The following is a 21,367-nucleotide window of genomic DNA, read 5'->3' on the forward strand; positions in this document are numbered from 1 at the left end:
CCCCGATTGACCCCGTGCCAAAGAAATCTACCCTTCGGGGCGTTATAGGTCGGTAACGGGACAAACCGCACGAGTTGCTCCTGCGTGCTCGAAATTCCGGCATGCGCAACACGATCGGCAAGCAGGTAAAGGAGCCTTCCGGACAACGATCCCGGATGATGAGATATGGAGGTATGAGCACCGCTGGACCACTGCCGGTGATCGACGTGTCCGCTCTCACCGGCTCGGGGACCCGCCGGGAGCGCGCCGAGGTCGCGCGCCGCATCGAGGCCGCCTGCCTGGACAGCGGCTTCTTCTACATCAGCGGCCACGGCGTGCCCGGCGACCTGGTCGCCCGGCTCAGGGAGGCCGCGACCCGGTTCTTCCGGCTGCCGCAGGAGCACAAGTGCCGGATCTCCATGGACCGCGGCGGACGGGCCTGGCGCGGCTACTTCCCCGTGGGCGGCGAGCTCACCTCCGGCCGGCCCGACCTCAAGGAAGGCGTCTACTTCGGCGCCGAGGACGACCACGACGATCCCCGGCCGCTGCACGGGCGCAACCTCTTCCCCGCCGAGGTGCCCGACTTGCGCCCGGCCGTGCTCGCGTACCTGGACGCCCTCACCCACGTCGGCCAGTCGGTCATGCGCGGCGTGGCGCTGAGCCTGGGACTCGACGAGGACTACTTCGCCGGTGGGTACACGGCCGCGCCCACGATCCTCTTCCGGATCTTCCACTACCCGCCCCCGCCGCAGGCCGGTCCCGACGAGTGGGGGGTAGGCGAGCACACCGACTACGGCCTGCTGACGCTGCTGCTCCAGGACGACAACCCCGGGCTCCAGGTGCACACCGCGCGCGGCTGGATCGAGGCGCCGCCCATCCCCGGCACCCTGGTCTGCAACATCGGCGACATGCTCGACAAGCTGACCGGCGGCCTCTACCGGTCGACGCCGCATCGAGTGCGCAACGCCACGGGCCGCGGCAGGCTGTCCTTCCCCTTCTTCTTCGACCCGGGCTGGGACTGCGAGGTGCCGCCGCTGCCCGCCCTGCCCGGCCGCGAGGGGGGCAGGGCCCGCTGGGACGGCATGGACCTGCGGGCCTTCACCGGCACGTACGGCGACTACCTGACGGCGAAGGTCGCCAAGGTCTTCCCCCTGCTCGGCGAGCGCGTGCTGCCGGCCACGCCGGGCGAGAGCTGAAAGGCCGGCGGGGGCCGGGGTGGCCCCCGCCGGGACGCGGGTGGAGCGGTCTCAGCCGGCGAGGCCGTTCCGGGCGATCACCTCGCGGTACCACCGGGCGCTGTCGCGGGGCGTGCGCTCCAGCGTCTCGTAGTCCACGCGGACGAGCCCGAACCGCTTGTGATAGCCCCGGGCCCACTCGAAGTTGTCCAGCAGCGACCACACGAAGTAGCCGCGCAGGTCGGCGCCCCGCTCCATGGCCGACCGGGCGGCGCGGAAGTGGGCGTCGAGATAGGAGATCCGGCCGGGGTCTGCCACCCCGTCGGGCATGGCGGCCCCGTTCTCCGTGATCATCAAGGGTGTGCCGGGGTAGTCCCGCGACAGCCGTACGAGCAGGTCCTCCAGCCCGGCCGGGTTGATCTCCCAGTCCATCTCGGTGACCGGGCCGCGCGGGTCCTCCCAGGCGATGCCCTCGCTGCCGGGATACTCCGGATTCCCCCCGGACGAGGGGTCGGCGACCACCCGGTTGACCGTGTAGTAGTTGACGCCGAGCACGTCGATCGGCTGCGCGATCGTCGGCAGGTCGTCGAGGTCGACCTCGGTGAAACGTTCCACATGGGCGAGGACGTCGGCGGGGTACTCGCCACGCAGCACGGGGTCGAGGAAGATCCGGTTCGCCAGCCCGTCGATCAGGCGGGCCGGCTCGTCGTCGCCGAGTATCGGCGTCAGGTTCAGCGTCAGCGAGACCGATTCCGCCCCTCCCGCCCGCAGCGCCCGCACACCGAGGCCGTGCGCGAGCATCAGGTGGTGGGCGGCGGTGAACGCGGCGGCCGGGTCGGTCACACCGGGAGCGTGCCGGCCGGAGGCGTGGCCCACGAACGCCGAGACCCAGGGCTCGTTGAGCGTCGTCCAGGTGGTGACGCGGTCGCCGAGCCGCTTGTGCGCGGCGGCGGCGTAGTCGGCGAACCGGTACGCGGTGTCGCGGTTGGCCCAGCCGCCCGCGTCCTGCAGCGCCTGCGGCAGGTCCCAGTGGTAGAGCGTCGCGACGGGCGCGATTCCCCGGTCGAGCAGCGCGTCGACGAGCCTGTCGTAGAAGCTCAGGTCGGCGAGGCGCGGCCAGGCGATCGAGAACCGGTACGCCTTGAGCCCCAGCTCCGCCATGATCTCGACGTCCTCGAGATAGCGGTTGTAGTGGTCGCAGGCCACGTCGCCGGTGTGCCCGTCCGCGACCATGCCGGGGGTGTGGGAGAAGGTGTCCCAGATCGACGGAACGCGCCCGTCGGCGTGGACCGCTCCCTCGATCTGGTACGACGCTGTCGCGGCGCCCCAGAGGAAGCCGCGGGGAAATGAGATCATCGTGAACTTTCGCGAATCGTCAGCCGAGGTTCGAGAAGCGTCGACTCCGGTACGGCCTGGCCCTCCAGCTTGGCCATGAGCAGCCGGACCGCCTGTCTGCCGACGTCCTCGGCGGGAATGAGCACGGAGGTCAGCGCGGGGCTGGCCCGCTCGGCGATGTCGTCCGGGCAGATCGCCACCACCGAGACGTCCTCGGGCACCCGCCTGCCGAGGATCCGCAACGCCCCCAGCACATGACCGGCGGCCGCCTCGTTGTGCACCACGAGCCCCGACAGCCGCGGCCGCTCGTCGAGCAGCAGCTTCACGGTGGCGTGGACCTCGTCGAACGACTCCTCACAGGGCCGCGCGTCGGCCTCAAGGCCGTGCCGCAGTGCCCCTTCGACGAAACCCGCCAGCGTCCGCTCGGCGAAGCCGGTGCCGCGCTCGTAGACCACGCGCGGCGCGCCGAGCAGCGCGATCTCGCGATGGCCGAGCCCGGCCAGGTGGTCGGCGCACAGCGTCCCCGCCCGGGCGAAGTCGAGGTCGACGCAGGTCAGCCCGTGGGGGTCGGCGGGGAAACCGATCAGGACACTCGGCTGGGCGAGCTTGCGCAGCAGCGGCACGCGGGGGTCGTGGATCTCCACGTCCATCAGCAGCAGCCCGTCGACCAGCGCGCTGGCCGCCACCCGGTGCAGCCCGTCGGGCCCTTCGTCGGCCGTCATGAGGAGCACGTCGTGGTCGTACTGGCGGGCCGTCGTGACGACGGAGGTCGCGAAGCGCATGAGGACGGGCAGGTTCATGCCGGCCCGCAGCGGCAGCACCAGCGCGATGACCTTCGCGCGCTTGCTCGCGAGCGCGCGGGCTCCGGCGTTGGGGTGGTAGCCGAGTGCGCGCACGCTGTCCAGGACCCGCTGCCGCGTGGTCGCCGAGATCGCCCGCTTGCCGCTCAGCACGTACGACACCGTGGAGACGGCGACCCCCGCGTGCTTGGCGACGTCGGCGATCGTCACGGTCCTCACGGGCGGGATCCCGTGAGAAAACCCAGCGCCCTCACCGTGACCCCCTCGCTCTCGTACACCACATAAAGATCGCGCACTCCGGCCGCTCCCGCCAGAGGGGTGGTCACCTCGACGAAGTCGCGCCCGGTGACCGTGGGCGGGACACTGACCGCGCCGGCGACCTCGCCGGTCAGGGGATCGTCGAGCCGCAGCGTGACCACCCCGCCCTCGTCGCTCGACACCGTCAGCACGCAGGCCGCCGGCCGCCCGTCGGCGGGGTCGTCCCCGAAATCCCCTCCGCCGAAATCCCCTCCGCCGAAATCACAGTCGCGGAAGACGATCCAGGACCCCGGCGACGTGGAGCGCAGCGCGTCCCCCGCGTCGAGCGCGGCGTCGCACAGCACCACACCGTCGTACTCGTCGTGGCGGACCGCGTCCAGTAGCCCGGCGGTCAGGTCCCGCGGCGGGATGCGCTCGCCCCGCACCCGGAAGGGCGCGCACAGGCGGATGTCCCCCGACGACGCGCCGACCTGCACCTTGTGCTCGGCCTCCTCGACCACGAACCTGTCCCGCGTCACGTCCCAGAAGGCCAGGCCGGCGACCGGGACGTCCACCGACACCGTACGGCTCTCGCCCGGCGCGAGCCGCACCTTGGCGAAGCCGCGCAACTGGCGCAGCGGCTGCTTCACCCGCGAGCGCCGCTGGCGGGTGTAGAACTGCACGACCTCCTCCCCCGTGCGCTCCCCGACGTTGGTCACCGTCACGCTCACAGTCAAGGTGTCGCCCTCTGCGACCTCGGCCGACGACAGCTCCAGCCCGGAGTACGCGAAGCGGGCGTAGCTCAGGCCGTGCCCGAACGGGTACAACGGCCGGCCACGGTAGTAGAGGTAGGTGGCGTCGGAGGCGATGACGTCGTAGTCGAGCAGGTCGGGCAGGTCGGCGGCCGAGCGGTACCACGTCTGGGTGAGGCGGCCGCCCGGGTCGTCGTCCCCGAGCAGCACGCCGGCGAGCGCGTGGCCGTACTCCTGACCGCCGTGCGACGACCAGACGATCGCGGGCAGGTGCTCCTGCGCCCAGGTGACCGCGAAGGGGTAGCCACTGGAGAGCACCAGGATGGTCGCCGGGTTGGCCGCGTGGACCGCCTTCAGCAGGGCCTCCTGCCGCTCGGGCAGCGCGAGCGTCGCGCGGTCCTCCGTCTCGCGGCCGTTCACCAGCGGGTGGTCGCCGAGCACGACGACCGCGACGTCGGCGCGGGCCGCCGCCTCCGCCGCGCGGGCCGCGCCGCTCTCGACGAGTTCGACGGACAGCACAGCCGCGGCGCCGGGGTCGCCGGTGGTGCGGAGGACGCCGTCCGCCACGGTGACGTAGCGGCCCGAGGAGATGTTGCGCAGCACGATCCCCCTCGGCCGCTCCTCGATCAGGAAGGTCTGCCGCACCTCCCAGCCGTTCGGGCCCGGCTGGTCGTTGACCAGCACGCCGTCCTCCCCCGCCGACACGTGCCGCCCGTTGGCGCAGGACCGGAACGCGAGAGCGCCGCCGCCCCAGTCGAACACGTCGAAGCAGGACCGCTCGCTCCCCACCCGCAGCGGCCCGCCCTCAGGGTCGGCGGACGCGCCGACGTACCCGCCCTCGGTGCGCAGCGCGACCCGGTCGACGCCCTCGTGGTAGACGGTGGCGCATCGCCCGGCGAGCCCGTCGAGGGCGGTGACCTGGTACGGCAGGGTGCCGCTGTACCAGTCCTCGAACAACGCGCCGGCCAGCGGGCCGATCACCGCGACCACGCGCGGGGCGGCCAGGGGAAGCAGGCCGTCGTTCTTCAGCAGCGTGATCGACTGGCGCGCGGCCTCCCGCGCCAGCCGCCGGTGCCCGGGGCTGTTGACCACGTCGTGGGTGATGTCGTCGTACGGCGTGGCGGGGTCGAACTCGCCCAGCCGCACCCGGATCGACAGCGTGTGCCGGGCGGCGGCGTCGACGTCGGCCTCGGTCAGCAGGCCGCGGTCGAGCGCCGTCCTGATGTGGCCGAGGGTGGCGGCGCCGTCGGCGTCGTCCTGGGTGAAGCTGTCCAGTCCTGCCTTGATCGCGTGCGCGTACGCCTCGGGCAGGTCCTTGTGGTAGCCCTGCGCCCCGGCGAGGTTGCCCGGCGCGTACGCGTCGCTGACCACGAGGATCTCGTCCGGCGCCCAGGCCCGCAGGTGACTGCCGATCAGCGGCGACAGGTGGGCGGGTCGGCCGTTGACGAGGTTGTACGACGGCATCACGGCGACCGCCGCCCCGGATTCGAGCGCCGGGCGGAACGCCTTGAGCTCGTACTCGTGCAGCACCCGCGGCGGCAGGCCGCTGGAGGTCACGCACCGGTCGGTCTCGTTGTTGTAGCCGAGGAAGTGCTTCAGCGTGGGCGCCGTCTTCAGCACGTCGTGGCAGCCGCGCAGGCCGTTCGCGTAGGCCGTGCCCATGACGCCGGTGAGCCAGGGGTCCTCCGAGTAGCCCTCCTCGTTGCGGCCCCAGCGCGGGTCGCGCAGCGGGTTGACCACCGGCGCCCAGACGTTGCGGCCCACGCTCTGCGGATCCTTGTGGTGGAAGGCGACGACCTCGTCGCCCGTCGCCTCCCCCACCCGGCGGACCAGGTCCGGGTTCCACGTGCTCGCCAGCCCGAGGGCCTGGGGGAACACGGTGGCGGGGCCGTGCCAGGCCAGTCCGTGCAGTGCCTCGGTGCCGGTGCGGAAGGGGCGCAGGCCGAGCCGTTCCACGGGCGCCTGGTACTGGTGCAGCAGACCGATCTTCTCGTCGAGTGTGAGCCTGCCGAGCAGGTCGTCCACCCGGTCGGCGGGAGACAGCGCGGGGTTACGGAAGGCCGGGTCCTGAGCCGGTTCGTTCATCTGCAGAGCTACCCTTCGCGTCGAAGCGCTTCGATGACCTGCCGAAATCCGCGCCCGCGGGGCGCCGCGAGGATCCGCTGTCCGGGTGGGGAAGCGCCTGCTGTCGAAGCGCTTCGAAGGGGTTACCGTGGATTTCCGGTGTGTAAATCCGGGCTTATCCGGAAGATTGCCCCCAACCTCGGCTCAGGTCAAGACCTCCCGCCTCACACTTTGCGACGGACGGTTATGGCCGCCTCCGAGCGCATGTCAGGCGCGTTCCTCTCCTCCCGCATGGGGCGACCAGCCGATGCCGGCAAAGGCTTGCGCGGCCCAGTGCCGCACTAAGGGCAGATCAGACAGGTGCGGTTCGCTTAGGATGGCCGGTTTCAGCACCTCCAACACCTGCGCCAGGAATTCGGGCGCAAGTCGTTCGTGATCGGCCGCGAGCTGTCGCAGGACGCGGGCCAGGAACGCCTCGTAGCTCACCCTGTTCTCTGCCGGGCGGCTTCGTTCGATGACCGCCAGGCAGTTCTCGTACGCCTCCCTCAGGTCGTCGCCTCCCCCGGGACGGCTTGAAGCAAGCCACAGCCGGAGGAGCGCATTCGTTGTGGAGATTGCCTCGTCCGAGGAGAGGGTGGCGAACGCGGCCGTGGCTCCCACCTCACCAGGGCCGAACTCGTCCTCGTTGTCGAACTCTCGGACGATCGGCGTCAGGGCGTGCCAGGCGATGTCCTCGGCTAGATCACAGGTGAAATAGCTCTCCTTGAGGAGGTCCAACGTCTGGACCACGCGCCAGCCATACCAGTTCCGTCCGGCGTCGCCGGGCGCAAACCGGAAGATCCAGAAGGCGTCCAGGTCCGGAGCGGCCCAGGAACCGTCGGGAGCCAGGTCGACGAGGACATCACGCTCGTCGCCATGCCATGTCCGTTGCAGGGACAGCAGGGCGACCAGGTTCCGCCAGGCTTCCGCAGTGAACTGCGATCTCCAGAGCAGCGCGTGACGCCTCCACTCCGCCGCAGGGAAGGGGGACCGAGGGAACAGCTCGCGGCCGGCGACCGGGCCGCCGATTACGGAAATGAGAACGAGCAGATTCGCGGAATAAGCGGCATGCCTTGAGGGGACGCCGGAGGAAGTGGGCCGGTAGGAGTCGTGAGCGGCGTCCCTGTGCGGTTCGAGGGCGCCCCAGAAGGCGGGGAGCAGCAGTTCTCGAAACAGTCGGCGTCGATCGTCGGGGATTCGGTGCGCGAGCGCAATCAGGAAATAGATGACTTGTCCGCGTATGGTCAGGGGTGCGAAGGACAGCAGCGCCCGGATGAAACCATCGTCGGTGATGTGCCTGCTGCGGGTAGCTGCGACGGCGGTCAGTTCGGCGAGCTCGCGCAGGATCAGCCGAGCGACGAGAAACTCGCCGAAGGTCGCGTGTAGGAACTCGCAGGTCGCGAGGTCGCCGTCGTGGCGCATTGCCCTGGCCCTGTGGATGAAGAAGAACCGGCCGATGACGTGCTGGGCAGGTGTGGGCGGGGCGTGGAAGCCCGACGTTCGTCGCGGGAGGTCCGGCGGGCCGAGCAGCGCTTTGAGGTCCGCTGACAACTCGTCCTCGGTAGACCATTGGCGGCCGCGGTTGAACATCGCAAATGCCGCGATCGACAGCCGCAGCATCTCCTCCTCTACCGATACCTCCAGCGAGCCGCCGGACAGCTCCGGGCGGGACTTGCGGACCTCGCGTTCGGCGAAGCGGCGCAGAATCCGCTCGTAGAGATCGGCTTCGTCGAGGCCCTTGCCATGCTGCTGCAGGGCGTTGTCCACCGCGTCGTACAGGGCCAGCATCAACAGGAGCAGTGGTTGCGTGGCCAATGCCGGTTGGCGCAACACCACCGCGGATAGCAGCGGGCGCAATCCTCGCACTGCGAGGGGATCGGCGTTGCGCTCGTTCCATACGGTCAGCCACCGCTCGACCTGCTCGTCCGTGAACGGCTCTAGCTTGACGACGACGGCCCCGCCGGGCGGGATCCGGGCCCGGTCCGCAACTGCGATGCGGCTCGTGACGACGACCATGACCGGTCGCCCCTGGTCGGCTTCGCGTTCCTGGAAACGCTCGATCTGTTCGAGATAGTCCGTCTGGCCGATGCCGGTGGCCTGAAGCAACTCATCGAATCCGTCGAGCAGGACGACTGACAGCGCACCGTCGGCCGTTCTGGCTAGCGTGGGCCAAGTCACGCTGTCGCCGGTCGCGTCCCTTATGGCGTACTCGATCTGGGATTGCACATCTGTGTCGGCAGGGACATCGCGTAACGACACGCGAACAGTGAGGAAGTCACGGGCTGGCAGGCGCGCGGCAAGCACCTGGGTGAGCACCGACTTGCCCGAGCCCGGATGGCCGAGAACGATCAGAGGACTCCGGGTAGCGGCGAGCGAGGTCAGATAGCCGACGAGGAACTCCTGGAGGTCGTCCCGGACCGGCTGATCCTCCCACCAGTCCTCCTGATCGATCCGCGCGCTGCGCGCGACAGCGGCGATGCGGAACCGGGGATTGATGTATGCCTCCGCCAGTGACGGGATCGTCAGGCCGTCCGGTACGTCTCCGGTGGCCGCGATGGGCCTGTCCAGGCTCCGCCGGTACCGCCTGGCCAGCGCCTGCCGCCGGTCGTCGGCGAGGTCGGCGCCGGAAGCGATCTCGTCGAGGATTCGTCCCAACCCTTCTAGTCCGGCTTGTAACCGCACAAGCCGCTCGTGCGTGGCGAAGTGGGCGAGACGGTTCGACCAGAATCCCACCTCGGGGAACTCACCGGCGAGCCGACGTAAGTGCTCTTCGTAGCGGCGCACGGCGGAGTCGGGAACCGCATCGCTCAGGAGCCGCTGAACCTCTTCCGCGCGGTCGAATTCCTCCCACCCCGCGGCCTCACGAAGACATGCGACGAGCCGCGCGGCCAGCGAGGCGTAGAACTCCCGCAGCGCCTTGGGCGCGGCGATGCCGCTGAGGAGTGCGGGTTCACCAGGAATGTCACTGTCGTTGAGCACAGCCGCGAGCTCGCGGAGCCGGCTGGACTGGGCGCGCTCACCGGTGACCAAGGCGACTTGAGCCGGCTTTCCGAGCAGGAGGTTCCTAGCTCCCTCGGGAAGGGTTACGGCGCTCATGGACTCAAAGAAGGCAGTGAGGACAATCACCTTGTGAGCGGCTGTGAGCCGTTCGGTGCGGTCGAAACGGCCTAGGCCGCGAAGCCTGTCTCCCAGCCCGCTGATCAGTGCTCCACTAAGCCGGGCCATCTCGCCCTTGGCATCGAAGAGGCTGAGCGCGAACTCACCGCCACCGCCGGTGGCCGCCAGCAGGGCCCCGCCAGTCAGCTTGTCCAGCGCGGTCACGAGCGCGGAGCCGGAGCCGCCAAGCAACTTCACCGCGTCGGCATAGGAGAGCTTGTTCGCCATCCGGTCTCCCTCGCGCCCGCCCTTCCCCCATGCTGGCGGACGCGGCCAACGGCGTACAGCCTCGTTCCTGAACAGCCCGCGCAGTACCCTTCCTGTTCCTCGTCACGAGCGCCGGACGGCACACGCCGACGGAGGCCGGTGGGCGCCGCCGGAGGCGGGGGCGGCCGGCCGGTCGCGCCCACCCCGGGATGTGCCTGGAGCCGTCGGTCAGCGGACGACCTGCAGCAGCGCCTGCCGCCTGGCCGCGGCCGGCTCGCTCAGCCGCTGCACCTGCCTGCCGTTCTTGTCGAGCACGACCAGGGTGTTGGCGGTGCGGCCGGCGACCCGCACGGCCAGGCGGCCGTCCCGCAGGAAGAACGCCCCGATGAGCGAGCCCTTCACCGGAATGGCGGTCTTCCTGCCGGTGGCGACGTCGACCACGGCAGGACGGAAGCCGCCGGGCCAGGAGCCGTCGCCCCCGGGCGCGTTCCGCGACAGCGGGGCCACGACCACCTTCGCGCCGTCGGGCGACAGGCCCTGCACGTGGTTGGCGAGGCCGACGCCCTTCACCTTGACCGACTTGCCGGTCCTCAGGTCGAGGCGGTAGACGCCCTCGGTCGTCCCCGCGTACCCGGCGAGGTAACGGCCGCCGGCCGACCATGCCAGGTGGCAGACCCCGAGGGTGGCGCCCGCCTTCCTGCCGCCCCTGCCGTCCGCCCCGACGATGGAGATCTGCCCGGCGTCGGAAACGCCCTTCCTCACGTACGCGACCTGGCGCGAGTCGGGCGACCAGACCGGGGTGGCGCACGGGAACCCGGCCGCGGCGCCCTTGGCAACGGTCTTCGCCGTGCGGCCGTCGCCGACCCGCACGAGACCGCGGTCCGTGATCCAGGCGACCTTCCTGCCGTCAGGGGACGCGGAGAACTGGCCCGTCATCGGCATGGCGCCGACCTTCGAGAAGCCCCTGCCGGGCTCGTACCGGCTGATCGGGAAGCCCTTGCCGTACGAGAGGTAGACGGCGACCCCGGCGAGGGGCGTGGGCGCGGCGGAGGCTCCGGCCAATGCGGCGGCAGCCGCGGAGGTGGCCGGTGCGGCGGCCGCGGGGGCGGCCGGCGCGCCCAGCAGCGTGGCCGAGAGCGTGGCCGAGAACGCGGCGGAGAGCGTGGCGGAGCAGAGCAGGCGAGTGTTCATCGTGTCCCGATTCGTCGAGGGTGCCTTGTTCGACGCGCCGGGCCCCGATCAGGTTCGCCGGCATCCCCCACCGGCGTCGGCGCCGGCTCTGGCTCTGGCGGCGGTCAGCTCTGCGCGGGCAGGCGGCCGGAGTCGACCGAGTCGAGCACCCGCGCGGCCGCCCCGAGCGCCGCCGCGCCGTACCCGAGCGTCGACACCTCCAGCCGGCAGCCTCCGCCGCCGGGGGCGAGCACCCTGCCGTACATCTCCTCCTCAGCGCACGCGACGAGCCAGGGCGCCAGCGGCACGTAGTAGCCGCCGAGGATCACGACCTCGGGGTTGAGCATGTTGGCCACGGCGGCCATCCCCCTGCCGAGATGGCGCCCCACGTCCTCCAGCAGCGCGAGGATCTCCCGCTCGCCGTTGCCGGCGCGCCGCACGACCTCGTCGATCTCGAGTTCCAGCTCGGACGGCGAGGCGTCGGGCGCGGTGTGGGCGAGGATCGCGCCGATCCCCGCGACGGCCTCCAGGCAGCCGCGCCTGCCGCACCGGCAGGTGGGGCCCGCGGGGTCGAGCTCGATGTGGCCGATCTCGCCGCTGTAGCCCTGCCCGCCCCGCCTGAGCCTGCCGTCCATGACGATGCCCGCGCCCACGCCCACCTCGCCGGTCACGTAGACGAGGTTGGCGGCGTTGCGGTGCGGCCCGAACCGGTGCTCGGCGAGCGCGGCGAGGTTGGCGTCGTTGTCGGCCAGCACGGGGAAGCCGGGGTCGCGCAGCGCCTTGGTGAGGTCCCCGGCCAGGTCCGCGTCGCGCCAGCCCAGGTTGGGCGCGACCCGCACGACGCCGTTCACGTCCACCAGCCCGGGGACGGCCACGGTCAGGCCGAGCACCTGACGGGACTCCTTGCTCATCTTGCTGACGACCCGCCGGGCGAGCGCGGCCATCGCGACGACCGCCTGACCGGCGCTGGAGGTGCCGCCGGGGAAGGACCGCCGCCAGTTCAGCAGTTCCTCGCCCTTGAGGTCCACCGCGACCGCCGAGATGTAGTCGACGTTGACCTCGATGCCGATCGCGGCGTACGGCGAGCCGTCCAGGACGAGCATGGTGGCGGGCCGGCCGACGCGGTGCTCGGTCAGGCCGGTCTCGCGCAGCAGCCGCCGTTCGATGAGGTCGGCGACCAGGCTGGACACGGTGGCCTTGTTGAGGCCCGTCGAGGCGGCGATGTCGGCACGCGAGCAGGGCGCGTTCTCCCGGACGAACCGCAGCACGACGGCGAGGTTGGTCGCCCGTACGTCGGTGAAGTCGGCAGGCTTCGGCCCGTTGTGCGATGTGATCAATGTCCGCCCCGTTCCCGCTTGGCCTCATCATGCCGCAATTGCGAGCAATTCGACACGACAACGGCGGCCATGGCGGCGCGGACGGACGCGTGAGCCGCGCCGTGTCCGGCCCGGCCCCGGCCGCAGGCCCCAGCGGTTCCCGGGTACCCTGGTGGCACTCGCCCCTCCGGTATTTGTTTAGTCACTAGACTAACTAAAGCCTACCGTGCCGCGCCGGGTGAATCCAGCGGACCGCGCTTTGTCACCCCGGGGACGGCACGGGGCGCCGAGCGGGACTCCCGTGAGCGGAACGCGCGCCAGCACCAGGGGCAACTGGAGTGCAAGCCCGCATCAAACGGGACGCGGCAGCATTGACGCCATGGAGAAGGACGTATCGCACTATCTCGGCGAACTGCTCATCTGGGAGATCGAGGACTACCTGCGCGCCCGCACGGCACGCCCCGAGCGGGCGCGGGTGGCGCGCATCAGGGTGCCCAGCCGGTCGGCGGCGGAGGCGGTCGCCGCGGACCTGGAGGCGGGCGGCAGCTTCTACGCCGCGGCGAGACGCGCCCTCGCCCGCGGTGTGGCCGTGCCGGACGTCCTGTTCTGCGTGGTGACCCGGCACGAGCACCCGGACGTGTTCGAGGCCGTGCCGGGCACCACACTGCCGCCCAGGCCCGAAGGCGAGCACTTCGTCATCATGCGCCTCGTCGCCTTCGAGTCCTGACCGGCGCGGACCAGGTCACGTGTCACCGCATACCGGCGGTCGTGACCTCCCTGTCGGCGATCCTGGTCGCGCCCTCCTCGCGCGCGCAGTGCGCGCAGCAGAACCAGCGGCCGTCGTACTCGGCGCCGTGGCCCACGATCCGGCACCCGCAGTGCTCGCATACGGGTGCCATCCGGGTGATGGCGCACTCGAAGCTGTCGAAGACGTGCACCGCGCCCTGGCTGTGCACTTCGAAGGCCATGTCGTAGTCGTTGCCGCACACTTCACAGGTAGCCATGGTTTCCCCCGTCGACTCACGGTCGAGTGGGGAAGTACCCGCCTGAATCTGGACGAACACCGCCTCACAGAGCGTCGAGCAGGGCTTTCGCCACCGACTTGGCCCCCTCCTCGGCCTCCTTCGGGTCCATGAGCACGGAATCGGACGAGTTGATCGGCGTGTTCTCCGGGCGGTCGCTGCCGGACAGCAGCACCCAGATGACGTTCTTGCCGTCCTGCGCCCAGATCTCGTACCGGTTGCCCTGGGCCGTCTGGGTACGTTGCCGGATCGCCTGGCCGAACGCCTCCTGCCCGAAGCCGGTCAGCTTCTGGACCTTGCCCCACCGGATGCCGCCGATCTCGCTGCTCGCCGTGAACTTGGTCTTCGAGCGCTCGTCGATGAGGTGATACCGGGCGGATTCCTCGTCCCAGAAGCTGTGGATCGCGACACGGAGGTTCCGCCAGCGGACCTTGCCGCCGCCGAGCGGCAGTTTCTCGTTCCACCACTGGCACTGGGTGACGGTCGAGTTGCCCTCCTTGCTCCGCACCGCCGCGCCCTCGGTCCCCGGCACCAGCGTCGCGGTCAGCGGCTTGAGCCGCACGCAGGCGCTCGGCAGCGGGATCCGGGTGGGCGAGGGCGACGGCGAAGGGCTCGGCTTCGGGCGCGCGTGGTACGGCAGCGGGCGCCCGTCCCGCCAGGCGGCCACCGACTTCGCGACCTGCGTGAGAAGGCCCTTCACCTCGCGCAGGGCGTTCTCCTCGGTGATCGACTGGGTGGTCTCGCTGGAGAAGATCTTGGCTTCCTTCTTCTGCTGGCTCGCCTCGTACTTCACCTGGAAGACCACGTCGCCGACCCGGCCGACCCCCTGGCCGTAGGAGTACCAGTGCTTGCCGGTCTCCCGCGTCCAGTGGTACTGCGCGGCCGCCTGGTCCCCGATCCCCTGATACTCCTGGGCCTCCGAGTAGTAGCGCTCCTCGTCAGAGTGGGTCGCCTGGTACTTGTACTGCCTGAGCTCGCCGTCGTACTGGATCCGTGCCGATTTCTCCGCCGTGGTCGTCCCGATCGCCTCGTACCTGGACACATTCACCGTGATCTCACGGCTGCGGGTGACGTCCTTGTAGGAGATGTCCCGGTTGACCCAGCCGCAGGTGTAGCGGACGTAGCTGACGAAGGTGCCGTCCCTGTTGTCGTTCGTCGAGGATTCGATCTTGGCCTTCGGCACGAGGCGCTCGGCGTCGTCCGGGTCGAGCATCGAGCACGCGTCGGCGCCTGCCGCCTGTGGCACCGCCGACGCCGACTTCCCGGCCGGCGACGGCTCGGCCGAACCCGCCGGGCGGGTCGGCGTCCCCGCCTGGCGCACCGACATGAACGCGAACGTGCCGCCGGCCACCGTCAGCACGGCGACGACCGCCACCACCGGTATGACCCAGCCGCGCCGCGCCGGGGCCGACGGCTCGGTCGGCATCTGCCACAGCTCGGGCGGTGGCGGCGTCGCGGGCTGCCAGCCCTGTCCCTGCCGCGCGTCCCCGCCGCTCTGGCCGGGGTACGGGCTCGAATAAGGGCTCGAGTAGGGGCTCGAGTAAGGGCTTGGATACGGGCCCGGGTGCTGGCCCCGCTGCCCGGGTGGCGGAGGGGACGGCGGGCCGGCCTGCCCGCCGGGCGGCGGATAGGGGTAGGGGTTCTGCTGCTGCCCGCCCTGCGGCTGCTGCTGCGGCCCGCCCTGGGGCCCCGCCTGCTGCGGCCAGGCCTGCCCGCCCGGATAACCGCCGGGCTGCTGACCGGGGTACTGCCCAGGCTGCTGAGCGGGGTAAGGGCCGGGCTGCTGACCGGGGTAGGGGCCGGGGTACTGCCCGGGCTGCGGCTGCGGACCGGGTTGCGCGCCCGGATACCCGCCGAAGCCAGGACCTTGCGCCGGCTGTCCACCCGGCGGGGCACCCGGATACGCGCCCGACTGAGATCGCGGATCCTGCGGCACAGGCGGCCCGTACGGCTGGTACGGATCCTGAGGACCATGCGGTCCCTGCGGCGCGCCCGGCGGCGGACCGTACGGGGGCGGGTACGGCGGCACGCCCTGCCGGGGGCGGTCCTGGGGAGGAGGTCCGCCGGTCTCGGGGGGTGTGTCGTCACCGCTGGTCATTTCGTCTCCTACGGTCGGGAGGTCACCCGAGCCCGATGCCGACGAGTTCGGCGGCACGCTCGGCGGTGCGCCGGTCGGCCGGGGTGACCGAGGGGTCACCGGCACGCCGATAGGCGACCTCGACGATGAGATTGCTGAGGCGGAACCAGACCGTGGCCCCGGTGGTCCCGCCGGCGGGTCCGGCGGAGTCGAAGGTGAAGGCCTCGTCGCCGATACCGGGCCGGTCGCGCGGCGCGGCACCCCGCTCGGCGCCCTCGGCCTGCGCGGCCCTGGCGGCCCGCTCCGCCGCGAGGTCGTGCGATGCCGCCGCGTCGTCCCCGCCGGCGGGCAGCCGGTAGGTCACGGTGATCGCCCCGTCGCGGCCTGTGGTGTGCTCGTCCCACTCGCATCGCCCCTCCGCGGCGGGTTCCGCGCGCGGCGCGGCGCCGAGGAGTTCGCGGATCTGGGCCTCGGTCAGGCTGCGGCAGGCGTCCGGGACGGCGGTGAAGCGTGCGGAGCCGTCCTGGTCCCCTGACACCAGCAGCCAGGCGCCCAGGCCCGCCGCCAGCCCGGCGACCACGATCAGGGCGGCCACGGCGGCCAGCCGCCATGCCCGCGCGGGGCGCGCGGTGGGCGTCGGCGGCGCGGCGGCGGCCCGCAACGCCTGCCGTACGACGTCGGGGGGCGGCCGCCGCGCCGGGTCCTTGTCCAGCAGCGCGAGCACGATCCACGCGAGGACCCGGGAGGCCCGCGTCATCGGCCGGGGCTCGTGCAGCAGGACGGCGGCGGCGAGCGCGGCGGCCGTACCCCGCTGGAAGGGCGGCTCCCCCTCCACGGCCGTGTAGAGCGTGGCGCCCAGCGACCACAGGTCGGAGGGCGGGCCGTCGGGCTCGTCCCTGAAGCGTTCGGGGGCCATGTAGGTCGGCGAGCCCGCCGAGCTCTGCCAGGAGCCGCCCGCGCCGCCCACAGGCGCGGCGATCCCGAAGTCGGTGAGCAGGGCCCTGCCGTCCGGTGCGATGAGGACGTTGGCCGGTTTCACGTCGCGGTGCAGGATGCCCCGGGAGTGGGCCGCCTCCAGCGCGTCGAGCACCGCCAGCCCGATCTCGGCCACCCGCTCGGAGGGAAGCGGCCCCTCCGCCTGGATGATCTTGTCGAGGGAGCGGCCGGGCACCAGGTCCATGACGATCCACGGCTGCCCGGCGTGCCCGACGACGTCGTGGATCGTCACGATGCCGGGATGGGTGAGCCGCCCTGCCGCCCTGGCCTCGTCGACGGCTCTGCCCAGGAAGCCCGCCCGCTGCCGGTCGTCAAGGCCGGGCGGGACGCGCACCTGCTTGATCGCCACCTCCCGGTTCAGCAGTTCGTCGTGGGCGCGCCAGACCGTGCCGCCGCCGCCCTCACCCAGCGGTTCTGCGAGCCGGTAGCGTCCGGCGAGCGGATCCACGGCTAGGCCAGCCCTCTCAGGCCCTCGGCCGCCGCCTCCGCCGCGGCGACCGCCCGGTCGCGCAGGTCCGCGGGCGACTTCGCGTCGAGGTCGGCGTACTGGAGCCTGGCCACGAGATCGCCGAGCCTGAAGTACACGACTGTGGCCTGGGCCCCGCCCTCCGGCGTGGTGAGGTCCACCGCGAACGCCTCGTCGGCCGCCTCCGGCACGTCCCTGGCGGCCGACTCGATGGCCGGGCTCCTGCGGTCGAGGCCGATCTCGTACCAGATCCAGTCGCGGTCGCGCGGGCCCGTCGCGTACTGCCTGCGCAGCCCCTCCAGGAGCGCGTGCGCGGAGGCCGTGTCGAGCGCCCACGGGTCGGGGGTGTCGGAGTCGGTCTCCGCGCTGAGCGCGATGCCGGAGCCCGTGACGGCCCACTGGCAGCTCTCCTTGCCAGGCCGCGCCTGCGCGGCGGCCCCCAGGATGCTCCGCACCCGGTCGGCCGGCAGCGACCGGCACAGGTCCACGGCACGTTCGAAGGACGGCGAGGCCAGGCGTACGGAGTCGTCCGGCGGCTCGTCCCCCGGCAGCCGCACGGCCAGGGCGACCGCGCCGGCCACCACGACGACGGTGGCGGCGCCGATCCACCACCACGTCCGCCGGCGGCGCGGCGGGGGTTCGATCCTGATGCCCGGAGCGTGGTCCACGGACGGCGTGCCCCCGGCGGCGACCTCGCGCAGCAGCGTGAGCGCGGTCGCCGCGTCGGGCCGGCGGGCGGGGTCTCGGGCCATCATCCACGCCAGCACCGGGCCGAGCGGCCCCGCGAGCGCCGGAGGACGGGGAGGCAGGGTGAGGGTCGCCTCGATGACCTCGGCGCGGGAGCCGCGGTACGGGGCGACGCCCTCGACGGCCGTGTAGAGGGTGGCGGCGAGCGACCACAGGTCGGCGGCGGGGCCGCCGGGCTCGCCCGCGAGGCGTTCCGGCGCCATGTAGCCCGGCGAGCCGACCAGCAGCCCGGTCTCCGTGATCGGCGCCTGGCCGGCCTGGCGGGCGATGCCGAAGTCGGTGAGCAGCACCCGGCCGTCGGCACAGAGGAAGACGTTGCCCGGTTTGACGTCGCGGTGCTGCACTCCCCCGGCGTGCGTGGCCGACAGCGCGTCGAGCAGGCGGGCCCCGAGGTCGGCCGCCTGACGGTACGGCAGCGGCCCGTACGCCGCGATCCACCGGGCGAGGTCGTGGCCGTGGAGCAACTCCATGACGATCCACGGCCTGCCGTCCTGGAGGAGCACGTCGTGGAGGGCGACGATCCCAGGGTGGCGGACGCGCGCGGTGGCCTCGGCCTCGCGCATGACCCTGGCCACGAGTTCGGCCCGCTCACGCTCGCCGAGGCCGTCGGGGACGCGCAGCTCCTTGATCGCCACTTCGCGGTCGAGCACGGAGTCCCTGGCCAGCCAGACCGTGCCCATGCCGCCGGAGCCCAGCGGGCGCAGGAGGTGGTATCGCGAGGCCGGCGTCCCCCTCAGCGATTCGACCATATGGGGGAGAATAGCGAAATCGTGATCGATCGCCGGACGAAACCGGGTCGACGGCCGGACGGGGGACGCCCCGCGCACGCGCGCGGGGCGTCCGCCGTTTCCGGACGGCTCAGCTCAGGGTGAGGTCCCTGATCCGGACGTCGCCGGTGAAGACGAGGTAGACGTCCTTCACTCCGTTCGCGCCGGACAGGGGTGCGCTCGCGGTGGCCCAGTCGTAGATCCCGCCGGTCGCGGCGACCGGGATCGTGGCCGCTCTGGCGCCGGTCGGCGAGCCGAGGCGCACCTCGATCGTCCCGCCGCCCGCCGAGGCGACCCCGGCCGTCACCTTCCTGGAGTGCCGGAGCTGGACGTCCTCGAACGCGATCCAGCCGCCGTCCGCGCCCGCCACGGCGTCGCCGCGCTCCTTGGTCTCGTCGACCAGGTGGATGCCCGCGTAGTCGTCGAAGTCGGCCGCCCGGGTGGTCTTCGACAGGTCGCGGTGCGGGATGTTCTCGCCCTGCACGTTGATCGTCGCCCGCTGCCGGATGTCGGCCGATGACGACCCCACGAGCACGTCGTGGGTGGCGTTCTCGACGGCCCACTTGTTCCGCGTGACGTCCCACAGCGCGAGGTCGCTCTTCTCGACGGTGAAGACGACCGTCCTGCTCTTACCCGGCGCGAGCGTCACCCGCTCGAACGCGCGGAGCTGCTTGACCGGCTGCTTCACCCGCGAGCGCTGCTGGTGGGTGTAGAGCTGCACGACCTCGTCGCCGGCCCTGGAGCCGGTGTTGGTCACCTTCACGGACACCTCGTACGCGTCGCCCTTCCGGGCCGCCTTGAGGCCCTGGTAGGCGAACGACGTGTACGACAGGCCGTGCCCGAACGGGTAGAGCGGCCTGCCCCGGTAGTACAGGTACGTCTGTTCCTTCTTGACGATGTCGTAGTCGAGGATGCTCGGCAGTTCGTCCGCCGACCGGTACCACGTCTGGGGGAGCCGGCCGGCCGGGTTGACGTCGCCGTACAGCACGTCGGCGAGCGCGTGCCCGGTCTCCGCGCCCGCGTGGGTGGTCCACACGATGGCGGGGATGTTGTCCTGCTCCCAGCCGATCGTGGTCGGGTAGCTGTTCTCCAGCACCACCACCGTGTTCGGGTTGGCCGCCTTCACGGCCTTGATCAGCGCCTCCTGGCCCTCGGCGAGGTTCATGTCGGTGCGGTCGTGGGCCTCGCGGCCGTTGATGAACGGCATGCTGCCGACCACGACGACCGCCACGTCCGCCGCCTTCGCCTTGGCGACCGCGTCGTCGGCGCCGCTGGAGACGACCTCCTTGGCGTAGCGCGTGGCCTGGGCGGCCGTGGTCAGGCCGAGCGCGCCGTCGGCCTCCGCCTTGACGTAAGTGTTCTCCCCGAACCAGCTCTCGGCCGTCTCGTAGCCGGCGTACCGCAGCAGGTAGGTGCCGTCGTCCTGCCGCTCCAGCTTGAACTGCTCCTGCACGAACCAGCCGGACGGCTGGTCGGCGGTGTTGGCCAGGGTCGCCCAGTTGGCCCGGCTGACGTACTTGCCGTTGGCGACGCTGCGCAGCGTCAGCACGCCCTGTCCCCAGTCGAACGCGTCGAACTGCTCGGTTGCGCCCGCCGAGGTCGCGCTCTCCCTCAGGTCGCCGCCGGCCGCGGGCGCGCCGATGTACCTGCCGGTGGCGACGTTCCGCAGCGCGATGCGATCGACGCCCTCTGAGGAGGTCACCGACGCCGCCCGCTCCGTGATCCCGTCGAGCGGGGTCACCTTGTACGGCAGGCCGCCCGAGTACCAGTCGGTGTAGAGCACATCGGCCAGGGGGCCGACCACGGCGACCTTCTTGCCGGGCTTCAGCGGCAGCGCGCCGCCGGAGTTCTTCAGCAGCACCATGGCCTTGGCGGCGGTCTCGCGGTTCAGCCTCCGGTTGGCCGGGCTGTCGACCACCTCCTTGGTGATCTTCGCGTACGGCCCGCCGTCGGGGTCGAACTCGCCGAGCCTGAAGCGGATGCTCAGCTGGTGCCGGACGGCGTCGTCCACGTCGGCCGGGGTGAGCAGGCCCTTCGCCAGCGCCTCCTTGACGGCCGCGACCGTCGGGCCGCCGTTCGTGTCGTCCACGGTGAAGCTGTCGAGGCCCGCCTTGATCAGCGCGGCGGCCGCCTCGGGCTGGGTGGCGAAGTACTTCTCGGTCTGCACCAGGTTGTTCGGCGCCCAGGCGTCGGAGACGTTGAACAGCGTGCGCTTCGTCCAGGAGCGGACCACGTCGTCCAGGTCGGGGTTGACCGTGTTCGGCCGTCCGTTGACGAGGTTGTACGACGCCATCACGCCGGTGGCCGCGTCGGCCGCGATGGCCGGTTTGAACGCCGCCTCGTCGTACTCGCGCTTCACCCGCGGGGGCAGTTCCGACGACGTGGTGTCCCTGTTGACCTCGTTGTTGTTGGCCAGGTAGTGCTTCAGCGTGGGCGCCGTCTTCAGGTGGTCGGGGTCGTCGCCCCGCAGGCCCAGGCCGTACGCGGTGGAGATGGCGCCGGTCAGCAGCGGGTCCTCGGAGTAGCCCTCCTCGTTGCGTCCCCAGCGGGGGTCGCGCAGCAGGTTGACCACGGGCGCCCAGAGGTTGAGCCCCCACACCGTGGGGTTCTCGGCGTGGAAGCCGCGAGCCTCGTCGCCGACGGCGGAGCCGACCCGCTTGATCAGGGCGGGGTCCCAGGTGCTGGCCAGGCCGACCGCCTGGGGGAAGACGGTGCCCTTGGCGGTGACCACGGCGCCGTTGTTCGTGTAGTCGGTGGACCAGGCGACGCCGTGCAGCGCCTCGGTGCCCGTCTTGAACATCTTGATGCCGAGACGGTCGATCGCGGGTGCGTACTGGTGCAGCATCGCGACCTTCTCGTCCAGCGTGAGCCGGCCGAGCAGGTCGTCGACGCGCTGGGCGAGCGGCAGCGACGGGTCTCGGAACGGATGGTCTCCGGCCGCGCTCGCGGGGCCGGCGCCCAGGCTCAGTGCCAGAGCCAGGGCGGCCGACGCGGACAGCATCGCCGAACGGCGATGGGACATTGCGCCTCCAGGTCAGGTAGTGACGCGTTCATTCGGGGGT

The 21,367-nt window shown here is 71.7% G+C and carries 13 protein-coding genes; 2 read left to right on the forward strand and 11 right to left on the reverse strand.

Translation table 11 applies throughout. The annotated features are described in order from the left end of the window. The first annotated feature begins 173 nt into the window (after positions 1 to 173). Positions 174 to 1,175, forward strand: a complete 1,002-nt coding sequence (locus HHX31_RS24610; protein ID WP_169950727.1) for an isopenicillin N synthase family oxygenase — start codon at positions 174 to 176, stop codon at positions 1,173 to 1,175. A gap of 51 nt (positions 1,176 to 1,226) precedes the next feature. On the opposite strand, the gene HHX31_RS24615 is transcribed toward HHX31_RS24610, so the two are convergent. The 6 genes from HHX31_RS24615 to HHX31_RS24640 all read right to left on the reverse strand — a co-directional run bounded on the left by HHX31_RS24615 (position 1,227) and on the right by HHX31_RS24640 (position 12,251). Next, on the reverse strand, positions 1,227 to 2,510 hold the full coding sequence (locus HHX31_RS24615; RefSeq protein ID WP_169950728.1) for a GH1 family beta-glucosidase: 1,284 nt from the start codon (positions 2,508 to 2,510) through the stop codon (positions 1,227 to 1,229). Beyond that, positions 2,507 to 3,508, reverse strand: a complete 1,002-nt coding sequence (locus HHX31_RS24620) for a LacI family DNA-binding transcriptional regulator (RefSeq protein WP_169950729.1) — start codon at positions 3,506 to 3,508, stop codon at positions 2,507 to 2,509. The genes HHX31_RS24615 and HHX31_RS24620 overlap by 4 nt, the downstream gene beginning before the upstream one ends. Then, the gene (locus HHX31_RS24625) at positions 3,505 to 6,363 is read right to left on the reverse strand and encodes a glycoside hydrolase family 3 protein (RefSeq protein ID WP_169950730.1); all 2,859 of its coding nucleotides are present in this window, start codon (positions 6,361 to 6,363) and stop codon (positions 3,505 to 3,507) included. Before HHX31_RS24625 ends, HHX31_RS24620 begins: the two co-directional genes overlap by 4 nt. Positions 6,364 to 6,609: 246 nt before the next feature. After that, entirely contained in the window at positions 6,610 to 9,765 is a 3,156-nt protein-coding gene (locus tag HHX31_RS24630) for an NACHT domain-containing NTPase (protein ID WP_169950731.1), read from the reverse strand. Positions 9,766 to 9,972: 207 nt separating this feature from the next. Continuing rightward, the gene (locus HHX31_RS24635) at positions 9,973 to 10,935 is read right to left on the reverse strand and encodes a PD40 domain-containing protein (protein ID WP_169950732.1); all 963 of its coding nucleotides are present in this window, start codon (positions 10,933 to 10,935) and stop codon (positions 9,973 to 9,975) included. 104 nt (positions 10,936 to 11,039) lie between these two features. Continuing rightward, complete coding sequence (locus HHX31_RS24640; RefSeq protein ID WP_169950733.1) at positions 11,040 to 12,251, reverse strand: ROK family transcriptional regulator; 1,212 nt, start codon at positions 12,249 to 12,251, stop codon at positions 11,040 to 11,042. A gap of 358 nt (positions 12,252 to 12,609) precedes the next feature. Here HHX31_RS24640 and HHX31_RS24645 point away from each other — a divergent pair, with 358 nt between their 5' ends. Further along, positions 12,610 to 12,957: a hypothetical protein gene (locus tag HHX31_RS24645; protein WP_169950734.1), complete on the forward strand. Its 348-nt coding sequence runs from the start codon at positions 12,610 to 12,612 to the stop codon at positions 12,955 to 12,957. Between the two features lie 22 nt (positions 12,958 to 12,979). Here HHX31_RS24645 and HHX31_RS24650 read toward each other — a convergent pair whose 3' ends face one another. The 5 genes from HHX31_RS24650 to HHX31_RS24665 all read right to left on the reverse strand — a co-directional run bounded on the left by HHX31_RS24650 (position 12,980) and on the right by HHX31_RS24665 (position 21,327). Continuing rightward, the gene (locus HHX31_RS24650) at positions 12,980 to 13,234 is read right to left on the reverse strand and encodes a hypothetical protein (protein WP_169950735.1); all 255 of its coding nucleotides are present in this window, start codon (positions 13,232 to 13,234) and stop codon (positions 12,980 to 12,982) included. Positions 13,235 to 13,298: 64 nt separating this feature from the next. Continuing rightward, complete coding sequence (locus HHX31_RS24655) at positions 13,299 to 15,350, reverse strand: hypothetical protein (protein WP_169950736.1); 2,052 nt, start codon at positions 15,348 to 15,350, stop codon at positions 13,299 to 13,301. Between the two features lie 22 nt (positions 15,351 to 15,372). Further along, entirely contained in the window at positions 15,373 to 16,773 is a 1,401-nt protein-coding gene (locus HHX31_RS33785; RefSeq protein WP_211590271.1) for a serine/threonine-protein kinase, read from the reverse strand. A 2-nt stretch (positions 16,774 to 16,775) separates the two neighbouring features. After that, the gene (locus HHX31_RS33790; RefSeq protein WP_211590272.1) at positions 16,776 to 18,287 is read right to left on the reverse strand and encodes a serine/threonine-protein kinase; all 1,512 of its coding nucleotides are present in this window, start codon (positions 18,285 to 18,287) and stop codon (positions 16,776 to 16,778) included. A gap of 109 nt (positions 18,288 to 18,396) precedes the next feature. Further along, positions 18,397 to 21,327, reverse strand: a complete 2,931-nt coding sequence (locus HHX31_RS24665; RefSeq protein WP_169950737.1) for a glycoside hydrolase family 3 protein — start codon at positions 21,325 to 21,327, stop codon at positions 18,397 to 18,399. Between the last annotated feature and the right edge of the window lie 40 nt (positions 21,328 to 21,367).

This window comes from Microbispora sp. H11081 (assembly GCF_012999535.1).
Taxonomy (GTDB): Bacteria; Actinomycetota; Actinomycetes; order Streptosporangiales; family Streptosporangiaceae; genus Microbispora.